This window comes from Spongiactinospora sp. 9N601 (assembly GCF_044326295.1).
Lineage (GTDB): Bacteria > Actinomycetota > Actinomycetes > Streptosporangiales > Streptosporangiaceae > Spongiactinospora > Spongiactinospora gelatinilytica.
The window spans coordinates 602263-626635 of record NZ_JBIRBB010000001.1; the positions used below are offsets into that span (position 1 = coordinate 602263).

At 68.5% G+C, this 24373-nt stretch carries 19 protein-coding genes and 1 pseudogene; 8 read left to right on the top strand and 12 right to left on the bottom strand.

Annotation, left to right across the window (positions count from 1 at the left end; translation table 11 throughout):
- Nucleotides 1-2 precede the first annotated feature (2 nt).
- The 5 genes from ACH34R_RS02635 to ACH34R_RS02655 all read left to right on the top strand — a co-directional run bounded on the left by ACH34R_RS02635 (nt 3) and on the right by ACH34R_RS02655 (nt 9291).
- A complete protein-coding gene (locus ACH34R_RS02635; RefSeq protein ID WP_397559660.1) occupies nt 3-839 on the top strand; it encodes an NAD-dependent epimerase/dehydratase family protein in 837 nt (278 codons plus the stop codon).
- Between the two features lie 84 nt (nt 840-923).
- Entirely contained in the window at nt 924-2456 is a 1533-nt protein-coding gene (locus tag ACH34R_RS02640; protein WP_397559661.1) for a TIGR02677 family protein, read from the top strand.
- Nucleotides 2453-3604 (top strand): TIGR02678 family protein, encoded by a 1152-nt coding sequence (locus ACH34R_RS02645; protein ID WP_397559662.1) that lies wholly within the window; start codon nt 2453-2455, stop codon nt 3602-3604. The genes ACH34R_RS02640 and ACH34R_RS02645 overlap by 4 nt, the downstream gene beginning before the upstream one ends.
- On the top strand, nt 3604-7686 hold the full coding sequence (locus ACH34R_RS02650; protein WP_397559663.1) for a TIGR02680 family protein: 4083 nt from the start codon (nt 3604-3606) through the stop codon (nt 7684-7686). The genes ACH34R_RS02645 and ACH34R_RS02650 overlap by 1 nt, the downstream gene beginning before the upstream one ends.
- A 372-nt stretch (nt 7687-8058) precedes the next feature.
- Nucleotides 8059-9291 carry a TIGR02679 family protein gene (locus ACH34R_RS02655; RefSeq protein WP_397559664.1) on the top strand — a complete coding sequence of 411 codons (1233 nt, stop codon included), beginning with the start codon at nt 8059-8061 and terminating at the stop codon, nt 9289-9291.
- Nucleotides 9292-9384: 93 nt separating this feature from the next.
- On the opposite strand, the pseudogene ACH34R_RS02660 reads toward ACH34R_RS02655, so the two are convergent.
- A pseudogene (locus ACH34R_RS02660) lies at nt 9385-9777 on the bottom strand (ATP-binding protein); the annotation flags it as partial.
- Between the two features lie 145 nt (nt 9778-9922).
- Here ACH34R_RS02660 and ACH34R_RS02665 point away from each other — a divergent pair.
- The 3 genes from ACH34R_RS02665 to ACH34R_RS02675 all read left to right on the top strand — a co-directional run bounded on the left by ACH34R_RS02665 (nt 9923) and on the right by ACH34R_RS02675 (nt 11661).
- Nucleotides 9923-10744: a Scr1 family TA system antitoxin-like transcriptional regulator gene (locus tag ACH34R_RS02665; RefSeq protein ID WP_397559665.1), complete on the top strand. Its 822-nt coding sequence runs from the start codon at nt 9923-9925 to the stop codon at nt 10742-10744.
- The gene (locus ACH34R_RS02670) at nt 10735-10953 is read left to right on the top strand and encodes a DUF397 domain-containing protein (protein ID WP_397559666.1); all 219 of its coding nucleotides are present in this window, start codon (nt 10735-10737) and stop codon (nt 10951-10953) included. Before ACH34R_RS02665 ends, ACH34R_RS02670 begins: the two co-directional genes overlap by 10 nt.
- Nucleotides 10954-11106: 153 nt before the next feature.
- On the top strand, nt 11107-11661 hold the full coding sequence (locus tag ACH34R_RS02675; RefSeq protein ID WP_397559667.1) for an EF-hand domain-containing protein: 555 nt from the start codon (nt 11107-11109) through the stop codon (nt 11659-11661).
- Between the two features lie 224 nt (nt 11662-11885).
- Here ACH34R_RS02675 and ACH34R_RS02680 read toward each other — a convergent pair whose 3' ends face one another.
- From ACH34R_RS02680 to ACH34R_RS02730, 11 genes are all read right to left on the bottom strand, one after another.
- Nucleotides 11886-12488, bottom strand: coding sequence for a hypothetical protein (locus tag ACH34R_RS02680; protein ID WP_397559668.1), 603 nt, complete (start codon nt 12486-12488; stop codon nt 11886-11888).
- A gap of 101 nt (nt 12489-12589) precedes the next feature.
- Nucleotides 12590-12745 carry a hypothetical protein gene (locus ACH34R_RS02685; RefSeq protein WP_397559669.1) on the bottom strand — a complete coding sequence of 52 codons (156 nt, stop codon included), beginning with the start codon at nt 12743-12745 and terminating at the stop codon, nt 12590-12592.
- A gap of 309 nt (nt 12746-13054) precedes the next feature.
- Nucleotides 13055-13696 carry a hypothetical protein gene (locus ACH34R_RS02690; RefSeq protein ID WP_397559670.1) on the bottom strand — a complete coding sequence of 214 codons (642 nt, stop codon included), beginning with the start codon at nt 13694-13696 and terminating at the stop codon, nt 13055-13057.
- 89 nt (nt 13697-13785) lie between these two features.
- A complete protein-coding gene (locus ACH34R_RS02695) occupies nt 13786-14127 on the bottom strand; it encodes a hypothetical protein (RefSeq protein WP_397559671.1) in 342 nt (113 codons plus the stop codon).
- A 67-nt stretch (nt 14128-14194) separates the two neighbouring features.
- A complete protein-coding gene (locus ACH34R_RS02700; protein ID WP_397559672.1) occupies nt 14195-14449 on the bottom strand; it encodes a hypothetical protein in 255 nt (84 codons plus the stop codon).
- 94 nt (nt 14450-14543) lie between these two features.
- Complete coding sequence (locus ACH34R_RS02705; protein WP_397559673.1) at nt 14544-14999, bottom strand: suppressor of fused domain protein; 456 nt, start codon at nt 14997-14999, stop codon at nt 14544-14546.
- Between the two features lie 540 nt (nt 15000-15539).
- Complete coding sequence (locus tag ACH34R_RS02710; RefSeq protein WP_397559674.1) at nt 15540-15899, bottom strand: hypothetical protein; 360 nt, start codon at nt 15897-15899, stop codon at nt 15540-15542.
- A 218-nt stretch (nt 15900-16117) separates the two neighbouring features.
- On the bottom strand, nt 16118-16342 hold the full coding sequence (locus ACH34R_RS02715; RefSeq protein WP_397559675.1) for a hypothetical protein: 225 nt from the start codon (nt 16340-16342) through the stop codon (nt 16118-16120).
- A 347-nt stretch (nt 16343-16689) separates the two neighbouring features.
- Complete coding sequence (locus ACH34R_RS02720; protein WP_397559676.1) at nt 16690-17319, bottom strand: SUKH-4 family immunity protein; 630 nt, start codon at nt 17317-17319, stop codon at nt 16690-16692.
- A 335-nt stretch (nt 17320-17654) separates the two neighbouring features.
- Entirely contained in the window at nt 17655-17915 is a 261-nt protein-coding gene (locus ACH34R_RS02725; RefSeq protein WP_397559677.1) for a hypothetical protein, read from the bottom strand.
- The gene (locus ACH34R_RS02730) at nt 17915-24103 is read right to left on the bottom strand and encodes an RHS repeat-associated core domain-containing protein (RefSeq protein WP_397559678.1); all 6189 of its coding nucleotides are present in this window, start codon (nt 24101-24103) and stop codon (nt 17915-17917) included. The genes ACH34R_RS02725 and ACH34R_RS02730 overlap by 1 nt, the downstream gene beginning before the upstream one ends.
- Nucleotides 24104-24373 lie beyond the last annotated feature (270 nt).

Genomic DNA, 24373 nt, shown 5'->3' on the forward strand with positions numbered 1-24373 from the left:
ACATGCGGCGGGTACTGGTGACGGGCGCGGCCGGCCGCATCGGGCGGGCCGTGCTGGACCTGCTGGCCGCCACGGGCGTCCCGGCCACCGCGCTCGTCCTGGACGACCCCGGCGACCTGCCCGCCGACCCGGTGGTCAGGGGCGACGCGACCGACCCCGCGGTGGTACGCGCCGCGCTGAAGGGGGCCGACGCCGTGGTCCACCTCGCCGCCATCCCGACCCCGGAGCGGGAACCGGCCGAGAAGGTGTTCGCGGTCAACACCCAGTCCACCTTCACCGTGCTCGAACAGGCGGGCCTGGCGGGGGTACGGCGGGCGTGCGTGGCCGGGTCCCAGGCGGCCTCGGGGCTGCCGTTCGCCGCCCGGGACCTGCACCCCGCCTACGCGCCGATCGACCACGACCTGCCCTCCCAGGCCGAGGACCCCTACGCGCTGTCGAAGCTGGCCGACGACCTGACGGCGCGGATGATGGCGCGCAGGCACGGGATGAGCGTGGTCTCGCTGCGCCTGCCGTACGTGGGGGGCGTGGACGAGCGGCTGCGCGACTTCGCCACCGCGTGCGCGGCCGACCCGGGCCTGCACGCGCGGGGCCTGTGGGCGTACCTGGAGACCGGCGACGCGGCCCGCGCCTGCCTGCTGGCGTTGAAGGTGCCGGGTCCTGGCGCACTTCCGGTACTGGTCGCGGCCCCCACCACCCTGGTCCCCCACCCGACCGAGGACCTGATGCGCCACTACCACCCGTCCACCGACCTCCGCACCCCACTCCCCGGCCGTACAGTGCCCATCGACCTCACCCGGGCCACCGACCTACTTGGCTTCACCGCCCGCTTCGTCCTGTAGCCCGAAGCGCATGATCTCGATCAGTTCCAACGATCTTCCCCGAACGGCGGACACGGCACGCCGTCCGGCGGAGAGACTGTCCGTATGGCCTCGCCTACCCAGGAGCATCACCCCTTCGCCCACCTGAGCGCGCCCAACGCGGCCCTCTACCGCGCGATCCTGCGCGCCTTCGCACGGGCGAAGGAACGTTTCATCGTGCATCTGCGCCCCGAGGACGTGGCCGCGGAGCTGCGGCGGGAGGACGACGACGCGCTGGGGCAGGCGCTCGACAAGTTGTGCGAGTGGGGCAATCTGCGCGCGGACGCCGACACCGGCAGGGTCACCTCGGTCGAGGACTTCCACCGCAAGCGATACCTGTTCCAGCTCACCCTGGCCGGTCAGGCGGCCGAGCAGGCGATCGCGTTCTATGAGGAGGCGATCGGGCGGCGCGGGGCGCTCCAGTCCGTGGCGCTGAGCGACATCGCCGAGCGGCTGCGGTCGCTGGCCGTGCTGGCCCAGGAGCCCGAGCCCGACCCGGCCCGGGTGCATCTGCTGCTGCTCTCCCTGACCGAGCGGTTCTCCTCTCTGGCCGACAACGCGCAGGCGTTCATGTCCTCACTCCGCCGCGCGATCGACTTCTCCGACGGCGACGAGGCGGGTTTCATCGCCTACAAGGAGCGGCTGATCGAGTACATCGACCGCTTCATCGCCGACCTGGCCAACTCCGGCGCGCGGATCGCGGCGTTGCTGGCCGAGCTGGAATCGTCCGGTCACGTGGAGCTGCTGCGGCTGGCCGCGCGCAGGGAGGCCGCCGACGCGGTGCCGGACGGGGAGGACGCCGCCGACGCGTACGGCAGAGCCGAACAGAGCGCCCTGGCCTCCTGGCTCAACCGCTGGCGTGGCCTCCAGGACTGGTTCGTCACCTCGGGCGCGGGCCGCCCGTCGCAGGCGCGGTTGCTGCGCCAGGCGGCGATCACGGCGATCAAGCAGCTCGTGGACGCGGTCGGGCTGCTCAACGAACGGCGCTCGGGCCGCTCCGACCGGTCCGCTGACTTCCGTACCCTGGCCCGATGGTTCGCCGAGGCGCCGGATGAGGAGGCGGCGCACCGGCTGTGGCGGGCGGCGTTCGGCCTGACGTCCGCACGGCATCTGACGGTCACGCCCGCGACGCTGGACGAATGGCGCGAGACCGCACCCGGGATCCCCTGGCGGGACGCCCCGCCGATCAGGATCTCACCCCAGCTCCGGCGGACGGGTTCCTACGAGCGCCGCGGCAGGCCGAACACCGTGACCGACCGTGCCCAGGCGCGCAGGTTGCTGCGCGAGGCGGCCGAGCGGGAGGCGGCCGAGACCGCCGCGGCCCGCGCCGCGCTCCACACCGGCGGCCCGATCATGCTGTCGGAGCTGGGCGTGCTCGATCCGCGGGCGTTCCGGCTGTTCCTGGGGCTGCTGGGCGACGCGCTCGCCGCCCGGCGGCCCGGCGAGGCGGAGGTGAAGACCGTCACCGGCGACGGCTCGATGGAGGTGCGCCTGACGATGGTCCCCGGCGGCGGCGAGGTCGAGATCCACACCGAGGACGGTGTGTTCACCGGCCCCGAGCACGAGATAGAGATCAGCGATCTCATGACGGCCCGATGACCCCGGAAGAGGAGGTCGCCCAGCGCCGTACCGCGCTGCGGGCGCTGCTGGCCAGGCCGCTGCTGACGGCCGAACGCGACGCCGAGGCGCTGGTCCTGGTCCGCCGCCACCTGACCGCGCTGCGCGAGTGGCTCACCCGCGAGACCGGCTGGCGGCTGACAGTGGACTCCGGCGCCGCGCGCCTGTTCAAGAGCGCTTCCGACACGCGTGATGCGACCCACCCCGCGCGTGGCCGGGCGGGCGAGCCGTACGGCAGACGCCGATACGTCCTGCTCTGCCTGGCCCTGGCGATGCTGGAACGGGCCGACGCGCAGACCACCCTCGGCCGCCTGGCCGAGGAGGTGCTGTCGGCCGCCGCCGAGCCCGAACTCGACTTCACCTTCACCCTGGACAGCCGGGCCGAACGCGCCGACCTGGTCGCCGTGGTCCGCATGCTGCTCGACTGGGGGGTACTGCGCCGGGTCGCGGGCGATGAGGAGGCGTACCTGAGCGCGACCGGCGACGTGCTCTACGACGTCCGCAGGCCGGTGCTCGCGGCGCTGCTCACCGGCGCCCGGGGCCCCTCCACGATCAGCGCGGGATCGTTCGAGGAACGCCTCGCCGCACTCACCGCCGAGCCCATCGCCGACACCGACGACCTGCGCAACCAGGCGCTGCGCCGCGGGCTGACCCGCAGGTTGCTGGAGGACCCGGTGATCTACTTCGATGACCTGGACGAGGCCGAGCGCGCCTACCTGGCCTCCCAGCGGCACGCCCTGGTCCGGCGGGTGGAGGAGGCGACCGGGCTGGTGGCCGAGATCCGCGCGGAGGGCATCGCGATGGTGGACCCCGACGACGAGCTGACCGACGTACGCATGCCTGAGCAGCGCACCGACGGTCATGTGACGCTCCTGGTCGCCGAGCGGCTGGCCGGCCGAGGCGAGGCGACCATCGAGGAGCTGAAGGAGTTCGTCCGCCGGGCCGCCCACGAGCACGCGGCGTTCTGGCGCAAGGGCGTGACCGACCCGGGCGCCGAAGACGGGTTGCTGGCCACGGCCCTGGCCAAACTCACGGCGCTGCGGCTGGTCCGCGTCGAGGGGGAGTCCGCCGTGGGGCTTCCCGCCATCGCCCGTTACGCCCTGAACGACCCCGTCATCAAAGGAACGTGATGCCCCCCTCTCCCACCTCCGAGCGCTGGAAGCCGCTGCGAGCCGGACTTGTGGACCTGTTCTACTACGACGTGGAGGAGTTCCACTTCCACGATGGCCGCCTGCTGCTGCGCGGCAACAACGGCACCGGAAAGTCCAAGGTCCTGGCGCTGACACTGCCGTTCCTGCTGGACGGGGACCTCGCCCCGCACCGGGTCGAGCCCGACGGCGACCGGCAGAAGCGGATGGACTGGAACCTGCTGCTCGGCGGCAGGCATCCGCATCCCGAACGGCTGGGCTACACGTGGCTGGAGTTCGGCCGCCGCTCCCCGGACGGCGCGGAGGAGTTCCGCACGATCGGCTGCGGGCTGAAGGCGGTCAAGGACCGCGGGATCGTCCGGCACTGGTTCTTCCTCACCCCTCAGCGCATCGGGACCGACCTGCACCTGCTCTCCTCCGGCCGGGTGGTGCTCACCAGGGAGAAGCTGCGAGAGTCCGTCGAAGGACAGGGCATGGTCTACGACAAGGCCGCCGACTATCGCAGGGCGGTGGACGAGGCGCTGTTCGGGCTCGGCGAACACCGCTATGAGGCGCTGGTGAACCTGCTCATCCAGCTCCGCCAGCCGCAACTCTCCAAGAAGCCGGACGAGAAGCTGCTCTCCCGGGCGCTCACCGAAGCGCTTCAACCGCTCAGCCCCGCGCTGATCACCACGGTCGCCGAGGCGTTCCGCGGCCTCGACGAGGAACGCGACGCGCTGCGCGGGCTGGAGGACGCGGGCCGGGCAGCGGCCGGTTTCCTCCTCCACTACCGCAGATACGCCTCGATCGCCGCGAGACGCAAAGCCGCCGGGCCGCGCCAGGCGCAGAGCCGCTATGAGCACCTGGGCCGCGATCTCGGCGAGGCGGAGAGCCGGCACGCCGCCGCCGAGGCCGAGCTGGCCAGGGCCCGTGCCGCGCTGGAGGAACTGGAGGCGCGGCGCGGCCTGCTGGAAGCCCGCAGAGAGGCGTTGCGGCGCAGCCCGGAGATGCGCGACGCCGAACGGCTCAAGCAGATGGGCGACGAGGCCGGCAGGCTGGCCGCCCACGCGAGCCGCAGCGAGCGGGAGCAGACCCGACTCGAAGGCGAGGCCCGGCAGCGTGGGGAGCGCGCCGAGGCGGCCCGGAGCAAGGCCACCGCCGCGGCCGGCGAACTGGCGGAGGCCAAGGAGCAGGCTCTCGCCGCCGCCCGCTCGGCCCGCTGCGAGCGCGATCACCTCGCCCTCTTCGAGCGGGCCGGTACCGAACCCGCCGCCGCCCGCCGCGAGGCCGAGGCACTGGCCGCGCGCCAGGAGCAGGCCGCGGCCGAGCTGGAGCGGCTGATCGAGCACGTAGGGAAGGCCGAGGCCCGGGTGAGGTCGGCGCGCGCGGAGGTCGATCGGCTGACCGGGGAGCTGCACGCCGCCGCCGAGCGCATCGCCACCGCCGAGCGGGCGGCGGACGCGGCGAGCGCCGCTCTGGTCCAGGACTACACCCTCTACCTCGCCGGTCTCGGCGAACTACGGCTCGACGATCCGGACGAGACGATCGCCGCCCTGGAGAGCTGGGCGGTCTCCGCCGAAGGCGCGAACCCCGCCGAGACCGCCGTGAACGACGCGGCTCGGGCGGCCACCGACGCCCTGGGCCGGTCGGGCGCGGAGCTGGACGCCCGGCTCCGCGACGCCCGGCAGGCCGCCGCCGCACTGTCGCAGGAGATCGCCCGGCTGGAGGCGGGCGGGCACGACATCCCTCCGGTCCCGCACACCCGCGACCCCGCCGTGCGCGCCGGACGTCCCGGCGCGCCGCTGTGGAAGGTGGTCGACTTCGCCGACGCCGTACCGGCCGCGCACCGGGCCGGACTGGAGGCGGCGCTGGAGGCGGCGGGCGTCCTGGACGCGTGGGTGACGCCCGAGGGGAGCCTGCTCGCCGCCGACGACACCGTCATCGTGGCGGGCGAGCCGCCACCCGGGCCATCCTGCGCCGCCGTGCTGCGCCCGGCGGTGGACCGCGCCGATCCGCAGGCGGCGGCGCTGTCCGACGCCGCGGTGCTGGCCGTGCTGGAGAGCATCGGGCTCGGCGACGGCGGCGGGACGTGGGTCGCCGTGGACGGGCGCTGGGCCAACGGCGTGCTCGCCGGAGCCTGGCGCAAGGACGCGGCCCATCACATCGGCGAAGGGGCCAGGGAGGCGGCCCGGCGTACCAGGCTGGCGGCGCTTCGCGACGAGCTGGGCCGGGCCGAGCAGGCGATCGGCGACGTACGCGCCGAACTGGACGCCCTCCAGGTCCGGCGGGCGACGCTCGCCGCCGAGCACCGCGCGCTGCCGCCTGACGCCCCGCTGCGGGAGGCCCACGTCAAACGGGCCGCCGCCGACGAGCGGCGGCGCGAACTCGACGCCGGGCACACCGCCGCGACCCAGGTGCTCGTGGCCCGGCAGGAGGAGCTGCGATCCGCCGGCCGGCGGGCCGCCGAGTTCGCCGGTGACGTCGGCCTGCCCGAGGACCCGTCCGCGCTCGGCCAGGTGAAGGCCGCGATCTCCGGCTACCGGGTGGCGCTGGCCGGGCTGTGGCACACCGGCCAGGCGTGGCGGAGCGCCCACGAGACGGCCGTGGCGGCCGAGGACGATCTCGCGAAGACCAGGGACCGGCTCCAGGAAGCCGCAGAGCTGGCCGCGACCGCCCGTGGCGAAGCGGAGGCCGCGGGCGAGACGTACCGCGCGCTGGCCGAGACGGCCGGGTCAGCCGTGGACGAACTGTACCGGCGGCTCAACGAGGTGGAACGCGAACTGCGCGAGCGCACGGCCGCCGAGCACGCGGCCCGCCGCCACGAACGGGACGCCCTGCAGGCACAGGGCAAGGCCGAGGGCGAACGCGGCACCCTGCGGGGTCAGATCACCCAGGCCGCCGAGACGCGTGACGCGGCCGTGCTGGAGTTCCAGGCGTTCGCGGCGACCGGCCTGCTGCGCGTCGCGCTGCCCGAACTGGAGGTCCCCGACCCTGGCGGCGAATGGGCGGCCACGCCCGCCGTACTCCTGGCCAGAACGGTCAACACCGAGCTGGAGGCCGTGGACGACGGCGACGCCCCTTGGGACCGGATACAGAAGAAGGTCGCCGAGGAGCACAAGCTGCTGTCGGACGCGATGGCCAGGCACGGGCACAGCGTCGGGCTGACACTGCGCGACGGGGTCATGGTGGTGGACGTGCTGTTCCACGGCCGGTCCAGGGACGTCCCCGAACTCGCCGCGGCGCTGGAGCAGGAGACCGCGCAGCGGGCCCGGCTGCTGTCGGCCAAGGAGCGCGAGATCCTGGAGAACCACCTGCTCAACGAGGTCGCGGGCACACTGCACGAGCTGATCACCGTAGCCGAGTCCGAGGTGCGGGAGATGAACGCCGAACTGGAGGCCCGCCCCACCTCCACCGGCATGCGGCTGCGGCTGCTGTGGCGGACGGCCAAGAACGCGCCCGAAGGGCTGGACCGCGTACGCGACAAGCTGCGGCAGACCGTGGACGCGTGGTCGCTCGCCGACCGTACGGCGGTCGGGGCGTTCCTTCAGGAGCGGATCGCCCGCGAGCACGCCGACAATCCGGCCGCAGGCTGGATCGAGGCGCTGACCAGGGCTTTGGACTACCGTGCCTGGCATGAGTTCGCCATCCAGCGACTCCAGGACGGGCAGTGGCGGGCCGCGACCGGCCCCGCCTCGGGCGGCGAGCGGGTGCTGGCGGCGTCGGTACCGCTGTTCGCCGCCGCCTCGGCGCACTACAAGTCGGCGGGCAACCCGCACGCGCCGCGCCTCGTCGCCTTGGACGAGGCGTTCGCGGGGGTGGACGATGACTCGCGGGCCAAGTGCCTGGGGCTGCTGGCCACGTTCGACATGGACGTGGTGATGACCAGCGAGCGCGAATGGGGCTGCTACCCGCAGGTGCCGGGCCTGGCCATCTGCCAGCTCTCCCGCCGCGACGGCATCGACGCGGTCCTCGTCACCCCGTGGCGCTGGGACGGCCACGAACGGCGGCGCACCGACCCACCCTCGGTCGTCCTCCCCACCGCCACTCCCCGGCCCATCTCACAACAAGACGACCTGTTCGGATGATCGCCCCGAGCAGTTCCCTAGAGGTCACGACGCCACCCGGCCACCCGAACCAAGCCCACCCAGCCCGAATGAACGACCCCGACAAAAGACCACGCCGACTCCCCGCCGGGAACGACACCACCCCGCCACCCGACCAAACCCACCACCAACCACCACCGACCAACACAATGACACCCACCACCACACCACCCCAGCGCCACCCCACCACGACCCCGCCGACATGAACGCCCCCGACGAAAGACCACGCCGACTCCCCGCCGGGAACGACACCACCCCGCCACCCGACCAAACCCACCACCAACCACCACCGACCAACACAATGACACCCACCACCACACCGCCCCAGCGCCACCCGACCAAGACCCCGCCGACATGAACGCCCCCGGCGAAAGACTGCGCCGACTCCTCGGCGGAGACGACACCGCCTGGCTGCTCGACCGCGCCCGCCGCCGGATGGAGCAGGGCAGGCCGCTCACCGGCACGGTCACACTTTCCGCCGCCACCCCGGCCCAGCGCCGCGCGATCGAGGTCCTGCTCGGCCGCCGGGCGGGCGCGGGGGCCTCGCTGTCGGTGTCGCTGGAGGACGTGGATCGGGTGCTGCGCGCGGGTGGCGTCGCCGAGGGCGGCCTGCCCGAGGCCGTCGTACGGCTGGGCGGCCCGGTCCGTGACCTGGCGAGTGAGACCGCGGCACTGGCCGCGGCCTGGAACGACGCCTTCGCCCGGCTCGACGCGCTGGTCGCCGGGCGGCCCGAACTCGCCGGCTGGCGAGCATGGCTGGAGTCCACCGGGCTGGTCAGAAGGCTCGCCGGGACGGCGGCGGAGGCGCGTCCATTGCTCGGCGCGCTGGCCGCGGTACTTGCCCGGTTGCCCTCCCCCGGTCTGCCGCTCGGCCGCCTGGCCGCCGAGACCTGCGGCGACGCCCACGCCCTGGACGAGGGAAGGCCGCTTGCCACACTCGCCCTGTCCGCGGCCCGAGCCCTGTCCGGCCTGCCGTACGCGGGCGAAGGCGGCGCCGACGCCCGCCGTGCGGCCTGGGCGGCGGTCGGGGTGCACCTCGACGACCTGTCCTCCCTCGTCCTCTGCCTCGGTCTCCCCGGTGACGACCGCACCCCCACCGGACGCATCCTGCGCGCCGCCCAAGCAGCGGGCGAGCCATGCGTACTCACCTTGCGCCAGCTCCGCCGCCACGAGACGCCGTTCGCGGCGGACCTGGTGCGGGTCTGTGAGAATCCCGTGGTGGTCGCCGCCGCGGCCGACGAACTGGGCTCGTCCTGCCCGCCCCTGGTGTGCGGCGGAGGCCGTCCGTCGGCAGCCGTCTGGCGGCTGCTCGACCTCCTCGCGGCAGGGGGCGCGACGTTCGCCTACCACGGCGACTTCGACTGGGGCGGGGTCGCCATCGCCACCGCGCTCCACGAACGGCTCGGCTTCCGCCCCTGGCGCTTCGACACCGCCGCCTACCAGGCCGTATCGTCACCGGCCCGGCTCACCGGCCGCCCGTCCCCGACGCCATGGGACCCGGGCCTGTCCGCGACGATGGCCGCGCGCGGCGTCCGGGTGGAGGAGGAGCTGGTCCTCGCCGATTTGATCGCCGACCTGACCGGCTGACCCCGGCCGGGCTCGCTGCCGGGGGATCGCCACGATGGCGGCCCGGGGGCCGACCGGGGCGACCGGGCCGACCGGAAGCTCGAACCACACCACCCGCCCGAACCCCCGCCTGGCCACCCCCCAGCGCGTGGCGGTCGCCGCCACGATGCGCAGGCCACGCCCGCCGGTCCCGGTGGGGTCATCACGCAGCCGCGGCCCGGACCAGGAGCCCTGGTCGGACACCTCGACCCGGATGCTGTGGGCACCGAGCCACACGCGGATTCTGAACGTTCCCCGCTTCCATCGGCCGGAAAGGGTGTGCTTGATGGCATTCGCGGCGATTTCGGTGGTGAGGAGGCGGAGATTGTAGATGAGGCTGTCGTCCTCGGCGGATTCGGGATGCTCGATAGCGAGCCATCGAACGGTATAAATACGGACATCGCTTATGATGTCGGTACGCCCGGGAAAGCGCATCTCGCCGACCATTCGCATTTTGTGCGCTGCCATCTTCACCACCTGCGTGCTCGCTCGGTACTCCGATAACCACCCCGAACACTGCCGGGGCCGGGCTACCTTGGTTGCGCGAACAACGCAGAGCGAATCCCAGAGTTCTGCTGGCACGCGGCCAGCAGAGCTGGAACGGGAGGCACCGATGCCAGCACCCAAAAAGCTCGACCCCACCGTCGGCCCGGCGGCCCGTTTCGGCGCGGCATTACGCCAATATCGAATCGAGGCGGGTTTGACACAGGTCCAGCTCGCGGATGTCGTCGGGTACAGCAAAAGCCGGATCGGGAATGTGGAGCGGGGTGACGAGAACCCGACCCGGCAGTTGGTCGAGCTATGCGAAAAGGCCCTCGGCCTGGACGGCGAACTCCTCGCCCACTGGCCCGCCGTGAGCGGAAAGGGCGTGGCCGAATGGTTCCGCCAGTGGCCCCCGATCGAACAACGAGCCGACAAGCTCCTCACCACGGCTCCGTTGATCGTCCCCGGACTGGTGCAGACCGAGGAGTACGCCCGCGCGATCTTCGCGGGTGTGCCGCACACAACGCCGCAGAAGGTGGAGGAGGCCGTCCAGGCCAGGGTGGCGAGGCAGGCCATATTCGACGGGCCGACACCTCCGCATTTCCTCGCCGTGCTTGACGAAGGCATCCTGTACCGCCCGGTCGGAAACAGCTCCGTCACCCTGCGACAACTGGAGCACCTCATCGAGCTCACCGCTACCGAGTGGTTCACAATCCAACTCCTCCCCTACGAAGCCGCATGCACCACGATGCTGGCGGGCTCGATTCTCCTGGCACAGGAGAAGGGAACGACGACGGCCGCATACGTCGAATCGGCCCTGCACGGTCGAGTAGTCGACAAGCCCGACCAGATCAAGCAGGTCATGGATCGACTCGAACGAGTACGTAGCGCGGCGCTTCCGGACTACTTGTCAGTTCAACGCATCAAGGAGAGAGTTGCGTCATGGAACTGAACAAGGAAATCCGCGACGAGCTCGCCGAGCCGACCGGATGGATTACCGCGTCCAGTGACCTCGGCGGTGACTGCCTGGAAGCCAAACACCTCTCCGACGGCCGCGTCGCCCTCCGCGACACCGAACAACCCGACACCCACCCCTGGATCATCCGCCGCGCCGCCTGGGACAAGTTCATCACCGGCGCCAAGAACGGCCTCTTCGACTGACCCCCCGGCCCCGGCAACACCCCGGGGCCGCCACACATTCATGTAACTACACAGAGTTGAAATATCACTACGCATAGTTACCATAGGTGTACCTGCTGACGAGGAAGCAACGAACCTCCGCCACAACCGCCTCTCAGCAACAAGGAGACCCCCGTGGCCTACGACAGCACCCAGCAGAAGTTCACCATCCTGTTCAACTGGTTCGACCAGACCCACGACGGCCGGCTCACCCGCGCCGATTTCGACCAGACAGGTGAAATCTTCGCCGCGGTCGCCCCCGACGGCGACGAGACCAACAAGAACGCCCTCCACAACGCCTTCACCCGCTGGTGGGACGCCCTGGTCGAAGCGGGCGCCCCAGACGCCCACCAGGAGGTGGGCCTGCCGCAGTTCATCACCGCCATGCGCACCCACATCTCCGTCCCCGCCAACTTCGGGCACATCGTGATGCCCATCATCGACGCCCTCATGCGCGCACTCGACACCAACAACAGCGGCACCCTCACCGCCGACGAATACGTCCGCATGTATGAAGCCCTCGGCATCGACCCGTCCACCTCCGGCGCCGCCTTCCACCGCCTCGACCGCAACGGCAGCGGCACCATCACCCACGACGAGTTCCGCGCCGCGATCGAGGAGTTCTACCTCAGCACCGACACCAACGCCCCCGGCAACTGGCTCCTCGGCCCACCCCTCCCACCCCCCTGACCCTGGCCGACATGTGACGCCGCCTCTGCTCGGGTCGCTGGTAACCAGGAAGCCAATCCAACTGCTGGAGAGCCATCAGGCCACCCTGAGCCAGCATGGCCATCACCCGGATCATCTCCGCGCGTGAAACAGACTTCATGTGACGAGGCGCGATGCCGCTGTCATCAAGCTTCTCAAGCGCCAGGGTCCCGTCACAGAAGGCCAAGACGCTCCAGGAGGATTCGTCATCGATTCCAACCGCATATCACTGCAGCGCGCTGCCCACCGATAGCTTGGTTGCCCGCGCTGATACGTGAAAGGAAATCCACGCTAAGTTCACCCGAAGAGAGCAATTGCACAAAACGCGATTGTGAATCGGCCTCGTGTGAGGCGAAGCCGGCGCCCATAAGATTCTGATCCAGTTGCCCCATTGCAGTCAGGCATACGTGCGCACACCGGAGCGCATCCTCTACGTCCGCGCCAGCACGATAAAGAGCCGAGTAGCGCAGCACAAGCACCGAATAAAAAGAAAAAACCTCCGCGGTCCTGACGACCTCTTCCTCTGATGCTTTAAGCTCTCGGAAGCCCTCCAGAGATGCCACGTATCCCCGAAAGGCACCCGCCGGAACCCTTAGATCCCATAAATCCGCCATGAGCTGAACGACGATATCGACGTCACCGTTCCGCGCGGGATCACCCCCATGCAGGACGGTAAAAATCTGCACCATGCGCTCGGCGCAGCCGGCCACAAAGACTGCGACCTGAGCCCGCGGCCACCCGCGGATGGCCAGCGCAACATCTGCGCCTACAACCATCGCAGCGCGTTTACGCTGAGGATCCTGGCCCACTTAAGTCTCCTGAATCAAGCTGCCGACGGCCATAGTGGAAGGCGATCCCCGCCAGGCCGGTACTGCCGTCCCGCGCATCGGCCAATGAGCCGATATCCCGCTCATGTCCCGAGGTGCTCGATCTCAATCGGGTCGCCACTGTCCAGATAGAGCACGTAACCGGCCTCCTCCTCGTCGAGGTGGGCGACCGGGCAGACGCCGATCCCCACAGTCGGCCTGGGCACCCACCCCGAACTCACCTGGCGGGTCGTACTCATGGATGACCACCACCTCCACCTCGGTGACAGGTATGCCGACTATGCACAGATCTCCCCCACCCAACCCCTCAAGATCCGGCTCAATCCGCCACGGAGTGTTCGACCACTCCCAGTGCTCACCATCCCGTGGAAAACCCATCGTCCCTTTCCACGCGGGCGAACCGGGATCGACCTGCCGCCATGGCCACTCCACATACACCCCATCCGCATCGGCCGATCGAATCCGGACGTCGCAGGGGTCGCACCAGATCCGCAGTCGATCAGCGACCGAATAGCCTGCGGCCGATGTGCGCGGGATTCTTCGCACCCCTACCCCCCGCCGCCTTCATGACACAGTTCCTGAGCGAGTGCGGAAACCTGGCCCATCTGCCGCTCGGTCAACTGCCGTACCTCCCAGAGCAGCCGAGCCAACTCCACGATCTCCTCTGACGGGCGGTAGCTCGCCACCGTGTCGGGCATGCCGATCAGGCAGGTGATAACGGATGCCGGAACACCGAGTATGGCGGCGAACCCGTTGATCGTGTCGATATCGGGCCGCCGGACACCACGGGCCACCGCGCCAATAGTCGAGGCAGACAGGGCCATGCCACCGTAGGTGAGGTACCTGGCCTTCACCGCCAAGGTCCAATTCATGTTACGTAGCTCGAGCATACGTATGAGGAGAGAACCATAGCCGGGAGGATAAGACTCCCAAGGCCGTTCTTTCCTGGACGCAGGGGCATCCATGTGCGTGGGCAGGGAACGAACATGCTCCCGAAGCCGCCCCCTGCCGGCGGTGGACAGCCGAAGCGCACACTCCATCAGCCGACCGATATGGAGGCGCGCACTCTCATCGAAGAGCAGTGCATGATCGGGAACGGGCACGCCCGCGACAAGGAACAGATCATAGGTCTGCAATGCAAGCCGTTCCGCCAACCGCGGGAGAAACACGTCACCGGGAGCTTCCTTCACAGGAACCGACTCACCCACCAAACGCGCGAGTCGAGCGAGAAGCACACCGGGCCTGGGATAGGCCGCAGAACCCACAGTCTCCCTAGCGTTCACCGGGGAAGCCTAGACAGCGTCTGCACAAGATCTTCGGGGAACTCCCGCATGTGCGCCTCCGCGCAGTACCTAACGGTGCAGGCCGCAGAGACCAGCTCCACAACCGAATACTGCCCGCTGAACAGCAGCTCTGCACACATCCCCAGTGGAACGACGAAGTCTGCCTGGGCACCATCAGTCAGCGAATCAAGCAGCTCACGGTCCCCCGAAAGCACCCGCTCCACGATGGCACTCAAGTCTCCCGCCAGCTTCACAGTATCCACAGCACAAGAAAGTTCAACCATGTCCTCATATTCCGCGAAGCCGAGCCGGTTGATCCGAAGGTGCTTCCTGCCCACATTTATTCACCCCAGCAGTCGATCCAATGCAGTCACCCCCTGAGCCTGGCAGACCGTCGGGTAAGAACTACGGGGCCGTCCTTCCCAGGTGTTCCTCCAAGGCTTCCAGCGAGATATGGCCTTGCAGCCATGCGGTGATGTAGTGAAGGTCATAGATCGAAAGGCCGAAGGCCGATCGCAGCACTCGGGCCAGGCTGAAGGGCATCAACCGCAAGTTCGGCTGACCATCGACAAGCAGTCCAACGATTTCAGCGATGCCGCACCCGGACTTCTGATACTCGACCGCTAAGCCGCCCAGTCGCTCAAGCTCCACCTCGTCCATCCACTCCCTCGTCTTCGAAGCCTGGCAAGAGACCAGCCCATGCTGCCCTGGCCGCAACCATCAGCCTCGCATGGCCACCGACACGGGGGTGACCTCAGGCAAGCGGATCTCGCTTGGCGTCCAGAACGTTCACACCCGCGTCATCCAACAGAGATTCGAACTCATCCAGCGTCCTGCTCTTGATGAACTCTGCCTCATAGATCGGGAGCAACCACAAGAACCGCACCCGACCGGCCTCACGGGAGGCCCATTCAAGACCCGGGCCGTACGGATAGGGCAGGCTGACGAGCAGGTGATCCATACGTGATTCACCCATCCAAGGGCGGCCGATGTCGACGACCGCCCCGACATCGAACCGGTGGGCCTCGAAGGAGTGAAAGTGGCCAACCATCGCCAGAGTTTCTGAATGGGCTTCGTCAGCGAAGGGCGACATGACGAAGAACTCCATCCCCTCGCCGGTGGCACCGACAAGCGAGCACCCCACCGTAACGTAGACCCAGGCCTCACCCGCCCTGGCGGGAAACACACGGTAGGTGGAGAATCGTGGCACCCTCTCCAGAATCGGCCCGCGCCCCTAGGCTACAGGCTCTACAATGCGCCCATCCCAAAGCCTCGAACATGGCACTCCAGAGCGGCCAGCCGCTCATCTTCGTCGATCATAGCCCCAATGATCTCGCAATCGCATGAGACCTCTCCGCCGTTTCCACACTCTATGCCGCTAGCACCCTATGCGACGACTACACCGCGATAGAGGGCCACCCCACCATGGCGACGCCATATCCGGGACAGGGCCGGTCCTCAGTGGCCATCCTCGCCGCAACGGCTGATCCCTGAATGCAAACTGCGGGCCGGATTGTCGGTGAACTTGAAAGCCAGCCAGCAGTCACCGGTGCTTCTGTCGAAACTGTTGGCCCAGATCCGTTCCCCCACCGCCGGCCCCGCGGCAGCTCCGGGGTCTGCGACCTGAGGGATATGGGCCGGGGCGGCCTCGGGCGAGAGCGCTCCCAGTGTACTTGTCATCTCCGCTGGATCGCCCGCCTGGCGGCCTCGTGTAGGGCGTCCAGGTGTCGTCGCCGGTTCATCGATCGTGCTACCGCCGTGGCGCGCAGAAGACGGTCACCATTGATGATAGATCCGAGTCGAGCCAGATGAAGCGACCATGCCCAGCAGTGGTGACCAGGACCAGGACGAGATGGCCGCCCTCGGCGCCGCCGAGCTCTTCCACGACACGCCCAAGCTCGGCGGCGAGCCCGGTGTCTCCGCGAGCGGCGGCACTATCCCGACGCCGCCGGTACAGATCCACCCAGTACATCTTCTCGGCGACGTTCCCCGGGAAAGTGGCCGGGCGCACGCCTTCGAGCAGTTCTCGCCACTCTGCGGCGTCCGGCCCCAGGCCCCGCCCGGTCAGCTCGGCAAGCAACTCGCCGGACACCTCTATCGAGGGGTTCATTCCCAGAGATCTATCGTGTCTGCTCCCCGGACAATAATTCGGCTTCCCTCTAGTCATCAGCGGCGCTTGTCATACCGTGGATTTCGCACTTCAGTTTACGGAGTTGGCGTCGAAGACCGCTAACCGCTTGTTCTGTCTTCCTTTTCCACAGGGACGCGAGCAACGAGCCGGCTCCCGCACCAAGGCCGGCAGCGATGGCCGGTATCCAGCCATTCATACTAGCCATTCTCAGGCCGTCCCTTCATATGATCGCCGCGCGAGCCATCCTTCCCGCGTTGACGACCGGCATGATCATCCAGCCGGTCATTCAGCGAAGCAATTTCGGTGCGGAGATCGCTCAACGCAGGGTTCAGCCACCTCCTCCACCACATCAAAGTCGCAGTCAGCGCTGAAGTCCCCGCAGCGGCAATGAACAGGCCAATCGCCTGCCAGACGATATCCAATTTCCCTCCAGCCAATGACCCTCTAGACGGGCCCTACCGCTTGGCCCAAGGCTACGCCTACGCTCTCGAATGAGCTAGCATCTGACGATGCCCAACTGGGCGTGGTCAGGAGATCACAACCACCTAGTGACTTCGACAATGTTGGCGTAGCAGCCATCACTTCCACTGTCGCCGGGCGGCCCGACCTTGTCGGCAAGGTAGTTCGCGAGCGTAGGAACAGTCTCCTAACGTGCCCTGCTTCTAGCAATACACGCGGCCCGCGTTCTCAGTCCCCTCAGGACAGGAGGCCGGTTCAACAGCAGCCCGCCTTTCATGAACCGCTGATCCATGACTGGGAAACGATCCCGTCAGGCTAATCGCCAGACGTGCGCCCCATGTCGCGTGCCGGTAGTCCCCGTTCGCCACGTCGAACAGTAGAGAATGCCAGAATCCGGAGTCGCCGGCCAGGGACGAGGCGTCGATCCGCTCATCTCCGTCTCGAGGGAAGCCGCCAGCTCTTCCAGTTCGTCAGGACCCGCCTCCAGCGCGATGCCCGACGTCTTCGCCGCAGAGACCGTCAGACACTCCGTGAAGTGTTGCGGCGAAGCATTCACATGATATTCAGTGGATTCATACTCCTCTACATAGAGCACCGAGCCGTCGTGGCAGTCCAGGTAATAGGAGCCCTCGCTCTCAGTCCCGTAGCCTAGCCGCAGAACGTTCCTTCCGCCGACCACGTACCCGCGCTCGGTCTCGGTAGCCGCGAAGATGCCGGACCGAGCCGGTAGCCCGACCTTGACGAGGAATGCGCGAGCCACATCGTCTTGCACGGGTTCCACAAAATCGGCCGAATAATGATGATTTTTCATAACACCTATTCGCGAGCCAATGCTTGGGCAGCTCAGCGTACTCTTCGGGTGCCGCTCTGCCCAGTAAATCTCCTTGAGCGCCTTCTTCAGCAGACCGCCGGCCTGTCCTCGGCGTCGCTTGAGAGGCAAGGAGGTAACCGGTCAGTCAGGCTGCGCGGCTTGCCCATCGTGGATTTTACTAGATGAGCAGCCGTTCCATTCGAGCGCATGAATCCCAAGGTAGTAGCCCAGTATCCCCAGGCCGAAATCCAGGCCCACCGCACATCGCGGCGATGGCGAGATATGGCGCGCGACAGGGGGACATCTGACGGTATACTCATTTCGCCCTTTTGGGAGGTTGGGCCCCCTTCCACCAAGGCTGCTTCGAGTAGCAACATGCCTTTCAAACGATGTGTAGGTCTCCCTAGGCTGTTTACAGGGAGACCTACACGGCGTTCGCATGATCCCAGCAGGGCGCCCCTAAATCAGTCTACATCGAGAAGACCGATAGCTTCGGGTAGCGCCAGAATTGCTCGCCTTCGCTCCGGATTCTCTTCCAGCTCGGCACACCCGAGAATCAAGGAGGTGACTTCACGCCGTCCCTCTCCCGATAGATCGCGGAAAAGAGCCGCAGCAGGTTCGAGAATGTCCGTGGCGATATCCGGGTCGATGTCGTCGTCGTCTGTCAAGTCGATCGAGACGACAACGCTCACGAATGCGCTCGCCAGGACCTTGTTGACGTCCATCAGGGCACAACCCTCACTTGAATATTGGTGATCAGAAGGTCACCGAGAACCTTCCTGGCCCGCGCGGCCTCGGCCGCGGTTGGAACCTCCCACCGACCTGTGTAACCGTTCTGCTCAAGCGCTAGAGATTGATTCCTGGCCTGCCGGTATGTCTTGTTGAAGGTTGTGACGCTCAGTTTTCGATCGATCATCACACCGTTGACCTGGTCAAACCCATCGAATTTGATCTGAGACAGAGTCGTCCCGTCGGCCTTATAGTACTGCAGCGCCGGAGCCGCGCCGACTCTGGAACCTTCTGCGCCCGCATCATAAGCTCGCGCCGCCGAGCTCATATTTGCGTTCTCGTTGACCCAATGAACGTCGCCGTCGCAGTTGTGGACGAGGAGCGGGCTAGTGCCTGCGAGGGCATAGTACGTGTGGGTGTCGGCGATGGTGAAGTTGTGGACGCGTTGTTTGGCGGTTGATGTCTTGATCGCGGTGATCTGGACATACGTGCCGGCGCTCGTGCGCAGCCACATGCCGGGTTTGAGCTGGTCGGCCTTGAGCCACTTGTGTTCGCTCTGGACCCAGATGGGGTGGCCGTCGGTGGCGACCAGGTCGCTGGTGGCGGTGCCCTTCTTCCCGTCGGTGTCGATGGTGAGGGTGACGAGGTTCTTTTTGCCATCGCCCTCGATCAGGCGGACCACCGGTTTGGCCGAGGTTTCGCCGGTTTCAGGGTCGGTGGCGAGGACCTGTTCGCCGAGGGCGACGTCTTCGATGGGCTTGGCCGTGCCGTTGGCCAGGAGGACGAGGGTGCCGGTGGCGAAGCTGTTCGGGCAGGTGTCGGCCTTGGTGCCGCGGGACTTGGGGTCGGGGGCCTTGGGTTTGGTCTTGGCCTTTGCCTTGGCGGCCATGGCCTTGGCTCTCGCGGCGGCTTCGGCGGCGAGTTTCTTGGCCAGGGCGTCGGCGGCGGCCTTGGCGGCGGCGCGTTTGGCCGCGGCTTCGCGGGCGGCCTTGGCGGCGGCGGCCTTGGCGGCCTCGGCTGCCTTCTGGGCTCCTCGGAGGATGGCCCTTGCCCACTTGATCTGCTGGAAGTAGGTGATGACGGCCTTGCCGGCCTTCCAGATGGCCTCGATGATCTTCGGGGCTTTGAAGATCTTGCCCCAGGGCAGCGCGCCGACGATCATCGACACGCATGCGCCCAGGTCGCCCTTGAGGCAGCTCAGGACGTCGTTGACCCCGAGGATCTCCATCAGGATCTGGCCGCCGGCCTCCAGGACGACGTCCAGCAGGCTCTTGTTCTGGAGTTGCTGGGCCTTGGCCACGTCCTCCGGGCTGGGGCCGGGGTCGGCCTCCTGCCCCGGGGCGGTGTCGCCGTTGGTGGTGGGGCCGTTGTCGTCGCGCATGCCGGTGGGGTCGGTGAACACCAGCGGGTTGTTGGACGCGTAGGTGTAGGCGGAGGTGGCGCTGTTGCCGGTGGGCATCGGGTCGACGCTGGTGAAGCGGCCGGTGCCCGGGTTGTAGTTGCGGTCGCGGAGGTAGTAGTTGCCGTTGCCGGTGGTGTCGTCCTGGTAGGCGCCGGTGTACTTGAGGGGGTTGTCGGGTGCGGCTTCCTCGGACTTGGCGGTTTCGGGGGGTCCTGGTTTGTTGGCCGTCGCCGGGGTGAGGGTGGTGCCGGTGCGGGGGTTGCCGAAGGGGTCGTAGTCGTAGCCCGCCTCGACCTCGCCGGTCGGGGAGAGCATGTTGGCCACGCCGCCCAGCCAGTCGTGGGTGTAGGCGTGCGCGCCCCCGCCGGTCAGCAGGGCCAGTGGCTCGTCGTCCGGGCCGTACGTGAAGCCGCGGCTTTCCACGACCGCGCCGGAGGCGTTGGTGGTGGTGTCCAGCGCGATCTGCGGCAGGGTGCCGTTGACGTCCCAGGCCCAGCGCTGGGTGCCGACCGCCGTCACGCGAGTCGGCGTCCCGGCCCCCGTCGTGGTGGCCACGGTGGTGGAGGCGGACAGGCGCAGGCCGGTGGCGTCGTAGGTGAAGCTGGTGGTGTTATTGCCCACCTTGGCGGTGGCCAGGGTGTTGTCCAGGTTGTAGGTGAACTTGTCCGAGCCCGCCGTGGTCTGGTTGCCGTTGACGTCGTAGGTGTAGTTCTTGGAGATCGTGCTGCCGGGCTTGGCGACGGTCTCGCGTAAGAGCTGGTCGGCGACGTCGTAGGTGTAGGTGGTGGTGTCGTTCCCGGCGGTGCCGGTGCGCTTCTGCGACAGGCGGTTGCCCATCAGGTCGTAGGTGTAGTCGATCCGCCCGGCCATCTGCGAGCCGGTGGCGCACGAGGTGGCCGAGTAGCAGGCCGAGGTGACCCGGTCCACGGTGTCGTAGGCGTAGGCGACCGACTCGGTGCGGTCGCCGCGCCGGGTGACGACCTTGGTGGGGTTGCCTACCTGGTCGAGGGTCAGGTCGAATGCCGATACAGGGTCCTGGTCGGCACGACCGGTCGCGATGCCGGTCAGGCGGCCGGACTCGTCGTAGGCGCGCTTTTCGGTCAGGCCGCCGGTGGGCAGGGTGGTGGAGGTACGGCGGCCCGACACGTCGTACCCGAACGTCCACTCCGAAGCGCCGCCCGCGACTCCGCCCGCGACGCTCTGCGCGGTGAGCCGGCTGTCGGCGTCGTACTCGGCGGAGACCTTCGTGCCGTCCGGGTACGTGCGCGAGGTGATGTTGCCCCGCTCGTCGTAGGCGTAGCCGAAGGTCTGGTCCGCCAGCCCGGCGGTCTTGCGGGTGACGGTCTTGATCTGGTCCTCGTCGTCGTACCCGACCTCGCGGACACCGGTCGGGTCGCCGTAGGCGGTGACGCGGTCCTTGGCGTCGTAGCCGAAGGTGTAGACCGGGCCCTGCGAGCCGAGGGTGGTCTTGGTACGGCGGCTCAGGATGTCGTAGGTGCTGGTGACCGTGCGCTTGGCGCGCTCCTCCGGCGGCACCCATTCGGGGCCGTTGATGGTGATCGCGGTGAGCGGGTTGCTCTCGGCGTCGTAGGTGACCTCGACCCGGCGCGAGAGCGGATCGGCCTTCGTGATCAGCCGCCCGGCGTCGTCGTAGGCCATCCGGGTGTAGCGGCCGAGCGGGTCGCGGACCGACTCCAGCAGGCCGTCGATGCTGTAGGTGTAGACCGTGGACCGCGCCTCCGGGTCGTACGGGTTGTACGGCGTCTCCGGGGTGTGCACCGTGCGAAGCTGGTCGTCCTCGCTGAACGTCTGGTGCGTGGTGCGGTTCTTCGGGTCGGTGATCGCGACCACCCGGCCGGACGCGTCGTACGCCGCCGTCGTGGTGTTGCCCAGCGGGTCGATGACCTTGGTCTGCTGACCGGCCCGGTCGTACTCGTACCGGGTGGTGTACTTGTCCGGGTCGGCGCCCTCGATGTTGCCGCGCGGCTCGGTCACCGCGATCAGCAGCCCGTCGTCGTCGTACTTCCAGGTGGTGACGCCCCCGACCGCGTTGGTCTCCTTGATCGGGTTGCCCGCCGGGTCGTACACGGTCTTGGTGGTCTTGCCGGCCGCGTCGGTGATCTCGGTCTGCCGCCCGGCGTCGTCGTACGCCATCCGGGTGGTGCGGCCGAGGTTGTCGGTGGCGTTGGTGACCTGGCCGTTGTTGTCCCGGCCGAACGTCGATTCCTTGTTCAGCTCGTCGATCTTGCCGGTCGTGCGGTCCAGCGGGTCGGCCTTGATGTCCCGGTCGGTGAACCCGCCGCCGGGGTAGGGGTGGCGGACCCGGATCGGGTTGTCGTTGGCGTCGTAGAAGTAGGTCGTGGTGAAGTCGGCCTTGTCCGCGCCCGGTTCGTTGCCCAGCGGCGAGGTGACCGTCTTCAGCAGGCCCTTGGCGTTGTAGGTGTAGGAGGTGACGATCGGCGCGCGGGTGCGCAGCAGCACCTGGGCGGTGGCGTCCCGGCCGGCGTCGGTGTAGGTGTGGACGCTGGTCCGTCGCTCGTCGTCGACCTTGGCCAGCAGGCCGTTGGCGTAGTAGGTGTAGTTCGTGGTCTGGCCCAGCGGGGTCTGGCTGCGCACCAGGCGGCCGGTCTCGTCGAAACCGCTGCGCCAGGCGTTGTTCTTGCCGGGCTGCCGCGTGCCGGTCAGCCGGTCCTGGGCGTCGTAGGCGTACCGGGTGGTGTACGCCGCCCGGTCACCACCGGGCACCGTGCCGCGTGGGTCGATCGACGCGATCCGCCGCCCGGTGAGGTCGTACTCCACCTCGGCGCGCCGCCCCTCCGGGGAGACCGACGCCTTGACCAGGCCCGCGTTCGGGCCGCCCTGCGGCAGGTACTCGAATCGGGTGACCTTGCCCCGCTGGTCGGTGGTGGAGACCCGCAGGCCGCGCGAGTCGTACTCGTGCGTGATCTCGTTGCCCTCGGGGTCCACGCTGCGGACCAGCTCGTTGTACTCGTTGTAGGTGTCCTTCCACACCTTGCCGTTGGCGTCGGTGTGCTGGGTCGGGTTGTTGCGCTCGTCGAACGTGGTCTTCTCGGAGTAGCCCAGCGGCCGGGGCGCGTTGGTCTGGATCCGGTTGCCGTTGGCGTCGAAGATCGCCTCGTGCTGGTGCTGCTTGCCGTTGACCACCAGGTCGCGGTTCAGGTCCCGGTCGTAGCGGTGGTTGTCGGAGTCGCCGGTGCCGCGCTGGGAGTAGACCAGCGTGTTGCCCCGGTACCCGTCCCAGACCACCACGCCGTCGGGGTCGGTGGTCTTGGCCTCATGCTCGGCCGCGTCCCACCCGAAGGTGGTCGCCTTGCCCAGGCCGTCGCGCTGCTCGGTGACCCGGCCGTCCTCGCTGTAGGCGTTGGTGACGATGGCGACCCGGTGCGGGTCGATCACCTGATGCAGCAGGCCGTTGGCATGGTAGGTGTACTTCCAGGTGAAGCCGCGGGCGTCCAGCATCGAGGTGAGCAGGTTGCCGGTGTAGAAGTAGTTGACGTTGCGGCCGTCCGGCAGCCGGATCTCCCGGATCAGCCCGCCCTCGATCCGCACCTCCACCTTCCGCCCGGAGGCGTCGGTGATGATCACGCCCAGACCCGCATAGGCCAGCGTGACCCCGGCGTCGCGGGCGTTGCGCACCGAAGTCAGCCGCCCGGCGGTGTCGAAGCCGTACCGGACCTGGCGCGGCGTGGTGAGCGTCCACCCGTCATCGGACTTGCGCAGGTTGGACCGCACACCGGCCGGGCGCTTGTACTTCCCGTCGGCCAGCGGGGTGTACCGGGCCTGCGCGCCGTCCTCGGCCCGCACGACGGCCACGCCGCCCTCGCCCTCGGTGACCCGCATGTCGTACGACCAGGCCCAGCCCAGCCCGTACAGGCTCGCCCCCCGGTTCATCGAGGAGTACGTCCGTGACGTGGCGAACTGCGGCCCGAACGACGCCATCGCGAAGTCGGTCTCGGTGCGCACATACGCGCCGGTGCCGGTGTTCACCCCGAGCCCCCGGGACGCCTGCCCGGCCGAGGTGAGCGCCAGCGCGTTGCCGCAGCCGCAGCCCATGGCCTGCTCGCCGGGGATCGGCGGCGGGTCGATCGTCTGGCGGGGGACGGAGATGTCGGAGGGAGGCGAGATGACCTCCCGGCCGTCGTCGTAGACCGCCGCGGCCGTGACGAAGTACTCCTTACCGGTCGTCAGCGTCCACCCGTCGGCGGACCCGAACGACCGGCAGAAGTCCCCGGCCCCGCCACACGACAGCGCGGTGGCGGTCAAGTCCTCGCGGGAGACCAGCGTGGACGCCTGCTCGGTCTGCGATCCGGACTCGTACAGCCGCATCCGCGCGCCCGTCCAGGCCGGATCGACCTGGCCGGAGCCGAAGTACAGCACGAGCGAGGTGTCACCCAGCACGAAGCCGGGACGCAGCGACAGACCGGTGAAGCCGTCCTCCGCTTTGGCCGCGGGCGGGCCGCTCGTCGCGCGGCGGCCCTTGAGCTGCGCGGTCGCGGTGGCGGCGGCCTTGACGGTGGCCGCGTCCGCCCGCTCGGCCAGGGCGGCGAACTTCCGTTCGGCGAGCTTGACGGGCTCGCCGCCGGCCTTGGTCCCGGGCGGGACCACCGGGGGCCGCCTGGCGGGGTCCACGGCGGTGTCCGGCCGGACTTCCGGCGGCATCGCGCGGGCGGCGGGAGCGCCGGCCTGCCGTACCTGGGGCACGGGCGGCGCGGCCCGTGCGACCGCCGCGTCCGCGGGCACGATAAGCGGCGCCAGCAGCATTAACGCGGATAAGGGAATCGAAATTCGGGCACGTTTGAACCGATGCAGGGCACCCAATGGAATTCTCCTCGGGGGGTGAAAGGGTGATCGCCGGTTGGCCCCGTACAAACGTGTAGGGAATCAGCCGTCGCCCGAGGTGGCAACCCGTAATCTGCTAAGCGACCCTCCGTCACCCCTTATGCGCGTATGGGGATGTGCGGAGAACAATGGCGCCGAGTACGGCTCTAACGTATGCTCGGCGGGCGATCCCGGCTACCTGCACCGGGGCCC

Coding starts and splice junctions, on each gene's coding strand:
- ACH34R_RS02635 (WP_397559660.1), top strand. CDS start 3: ATGCGGCGGGTACTGGTGACGGGCGCGGCCGGCCGCATCGGGCGGGCC.
- ACH34R_RS02640 (WP_397559661.1), top strand. CDS start 924: ATGGCCTCGCCTACCCAGGAGCATCACCCCTTCGCCCACCTGAGCGCG.
- ACH34R_RS02645 (WP_397559662.1), top strand. CDS start 2,453: ATGACCCCGGAAGAGGAGGTCGCCCAGCGCCGTACCGCGCTGCGGGCG.
- ACH34R_RS02650 (WP_397559663.1), top strand. CDS start 3,604: ATGCCCCCCTCTCCCACCTCCGAGCGCTGGAAGCCGCTGCGAGCCGGA.
- ACH34R_RS02655 (WP_397559664.1), top strand. CDS start 8,059: ATGAACGCCCCCGGCGAAAGACTGCGCCGACTCCTCGGCGGAGACGAC.
- ACH34R_RS02665 (WP_397559665.1), top strand. CDS start 9,923: ATGCCAGCACCCAAAAAGCTCGACCCCACCGTCGGCCCGGCGGCCCGT.
- ACH34R_RS02670 (WP_397559666.1), top strand. CDS start 10,735: ATGGAACTGAACAAGGAAATCCGCGACGAGCTCGCCGAGCCGACCGGA.
- ACH34R_RS02685 (WP_397559669.1), bottom strand. CDS start 12,745: ATGAGTACGACCCGCCAGGTGAGTTCGGGGTGGGTGCCCAGGCCGACT.
- ACH34R_RS02700 (WP_397559672.1), bottom strand. CDS start 14,449: ATGGACGAGGTGGAGCTTGAGCGACTGGGCGGCTTAGCGGTCGAGTAT.
- ACH34R_RS02710 (WP_397559674.1), bottom strand. CDS start 15,899: ATGAACCCCTCGATAGAGGTGTCCGGCGAGTTGCTTGCCGAGCTGACC.
- ACH34R_RS02725 (WP_397559677.1), bottom strand. CDS start 17,915: ATGGACGTCAACAAGGTCCTGGCGAGCGCATTCGTGAGCGTTGTCGTC.
- ACH34R_RS02730 (WP_397559678.1), bottom strand. CDS start 24,103: ATGCTGCTGGCGCCGCTTATCGTGCCCGCGGACGCGGCGGTCGCACGG.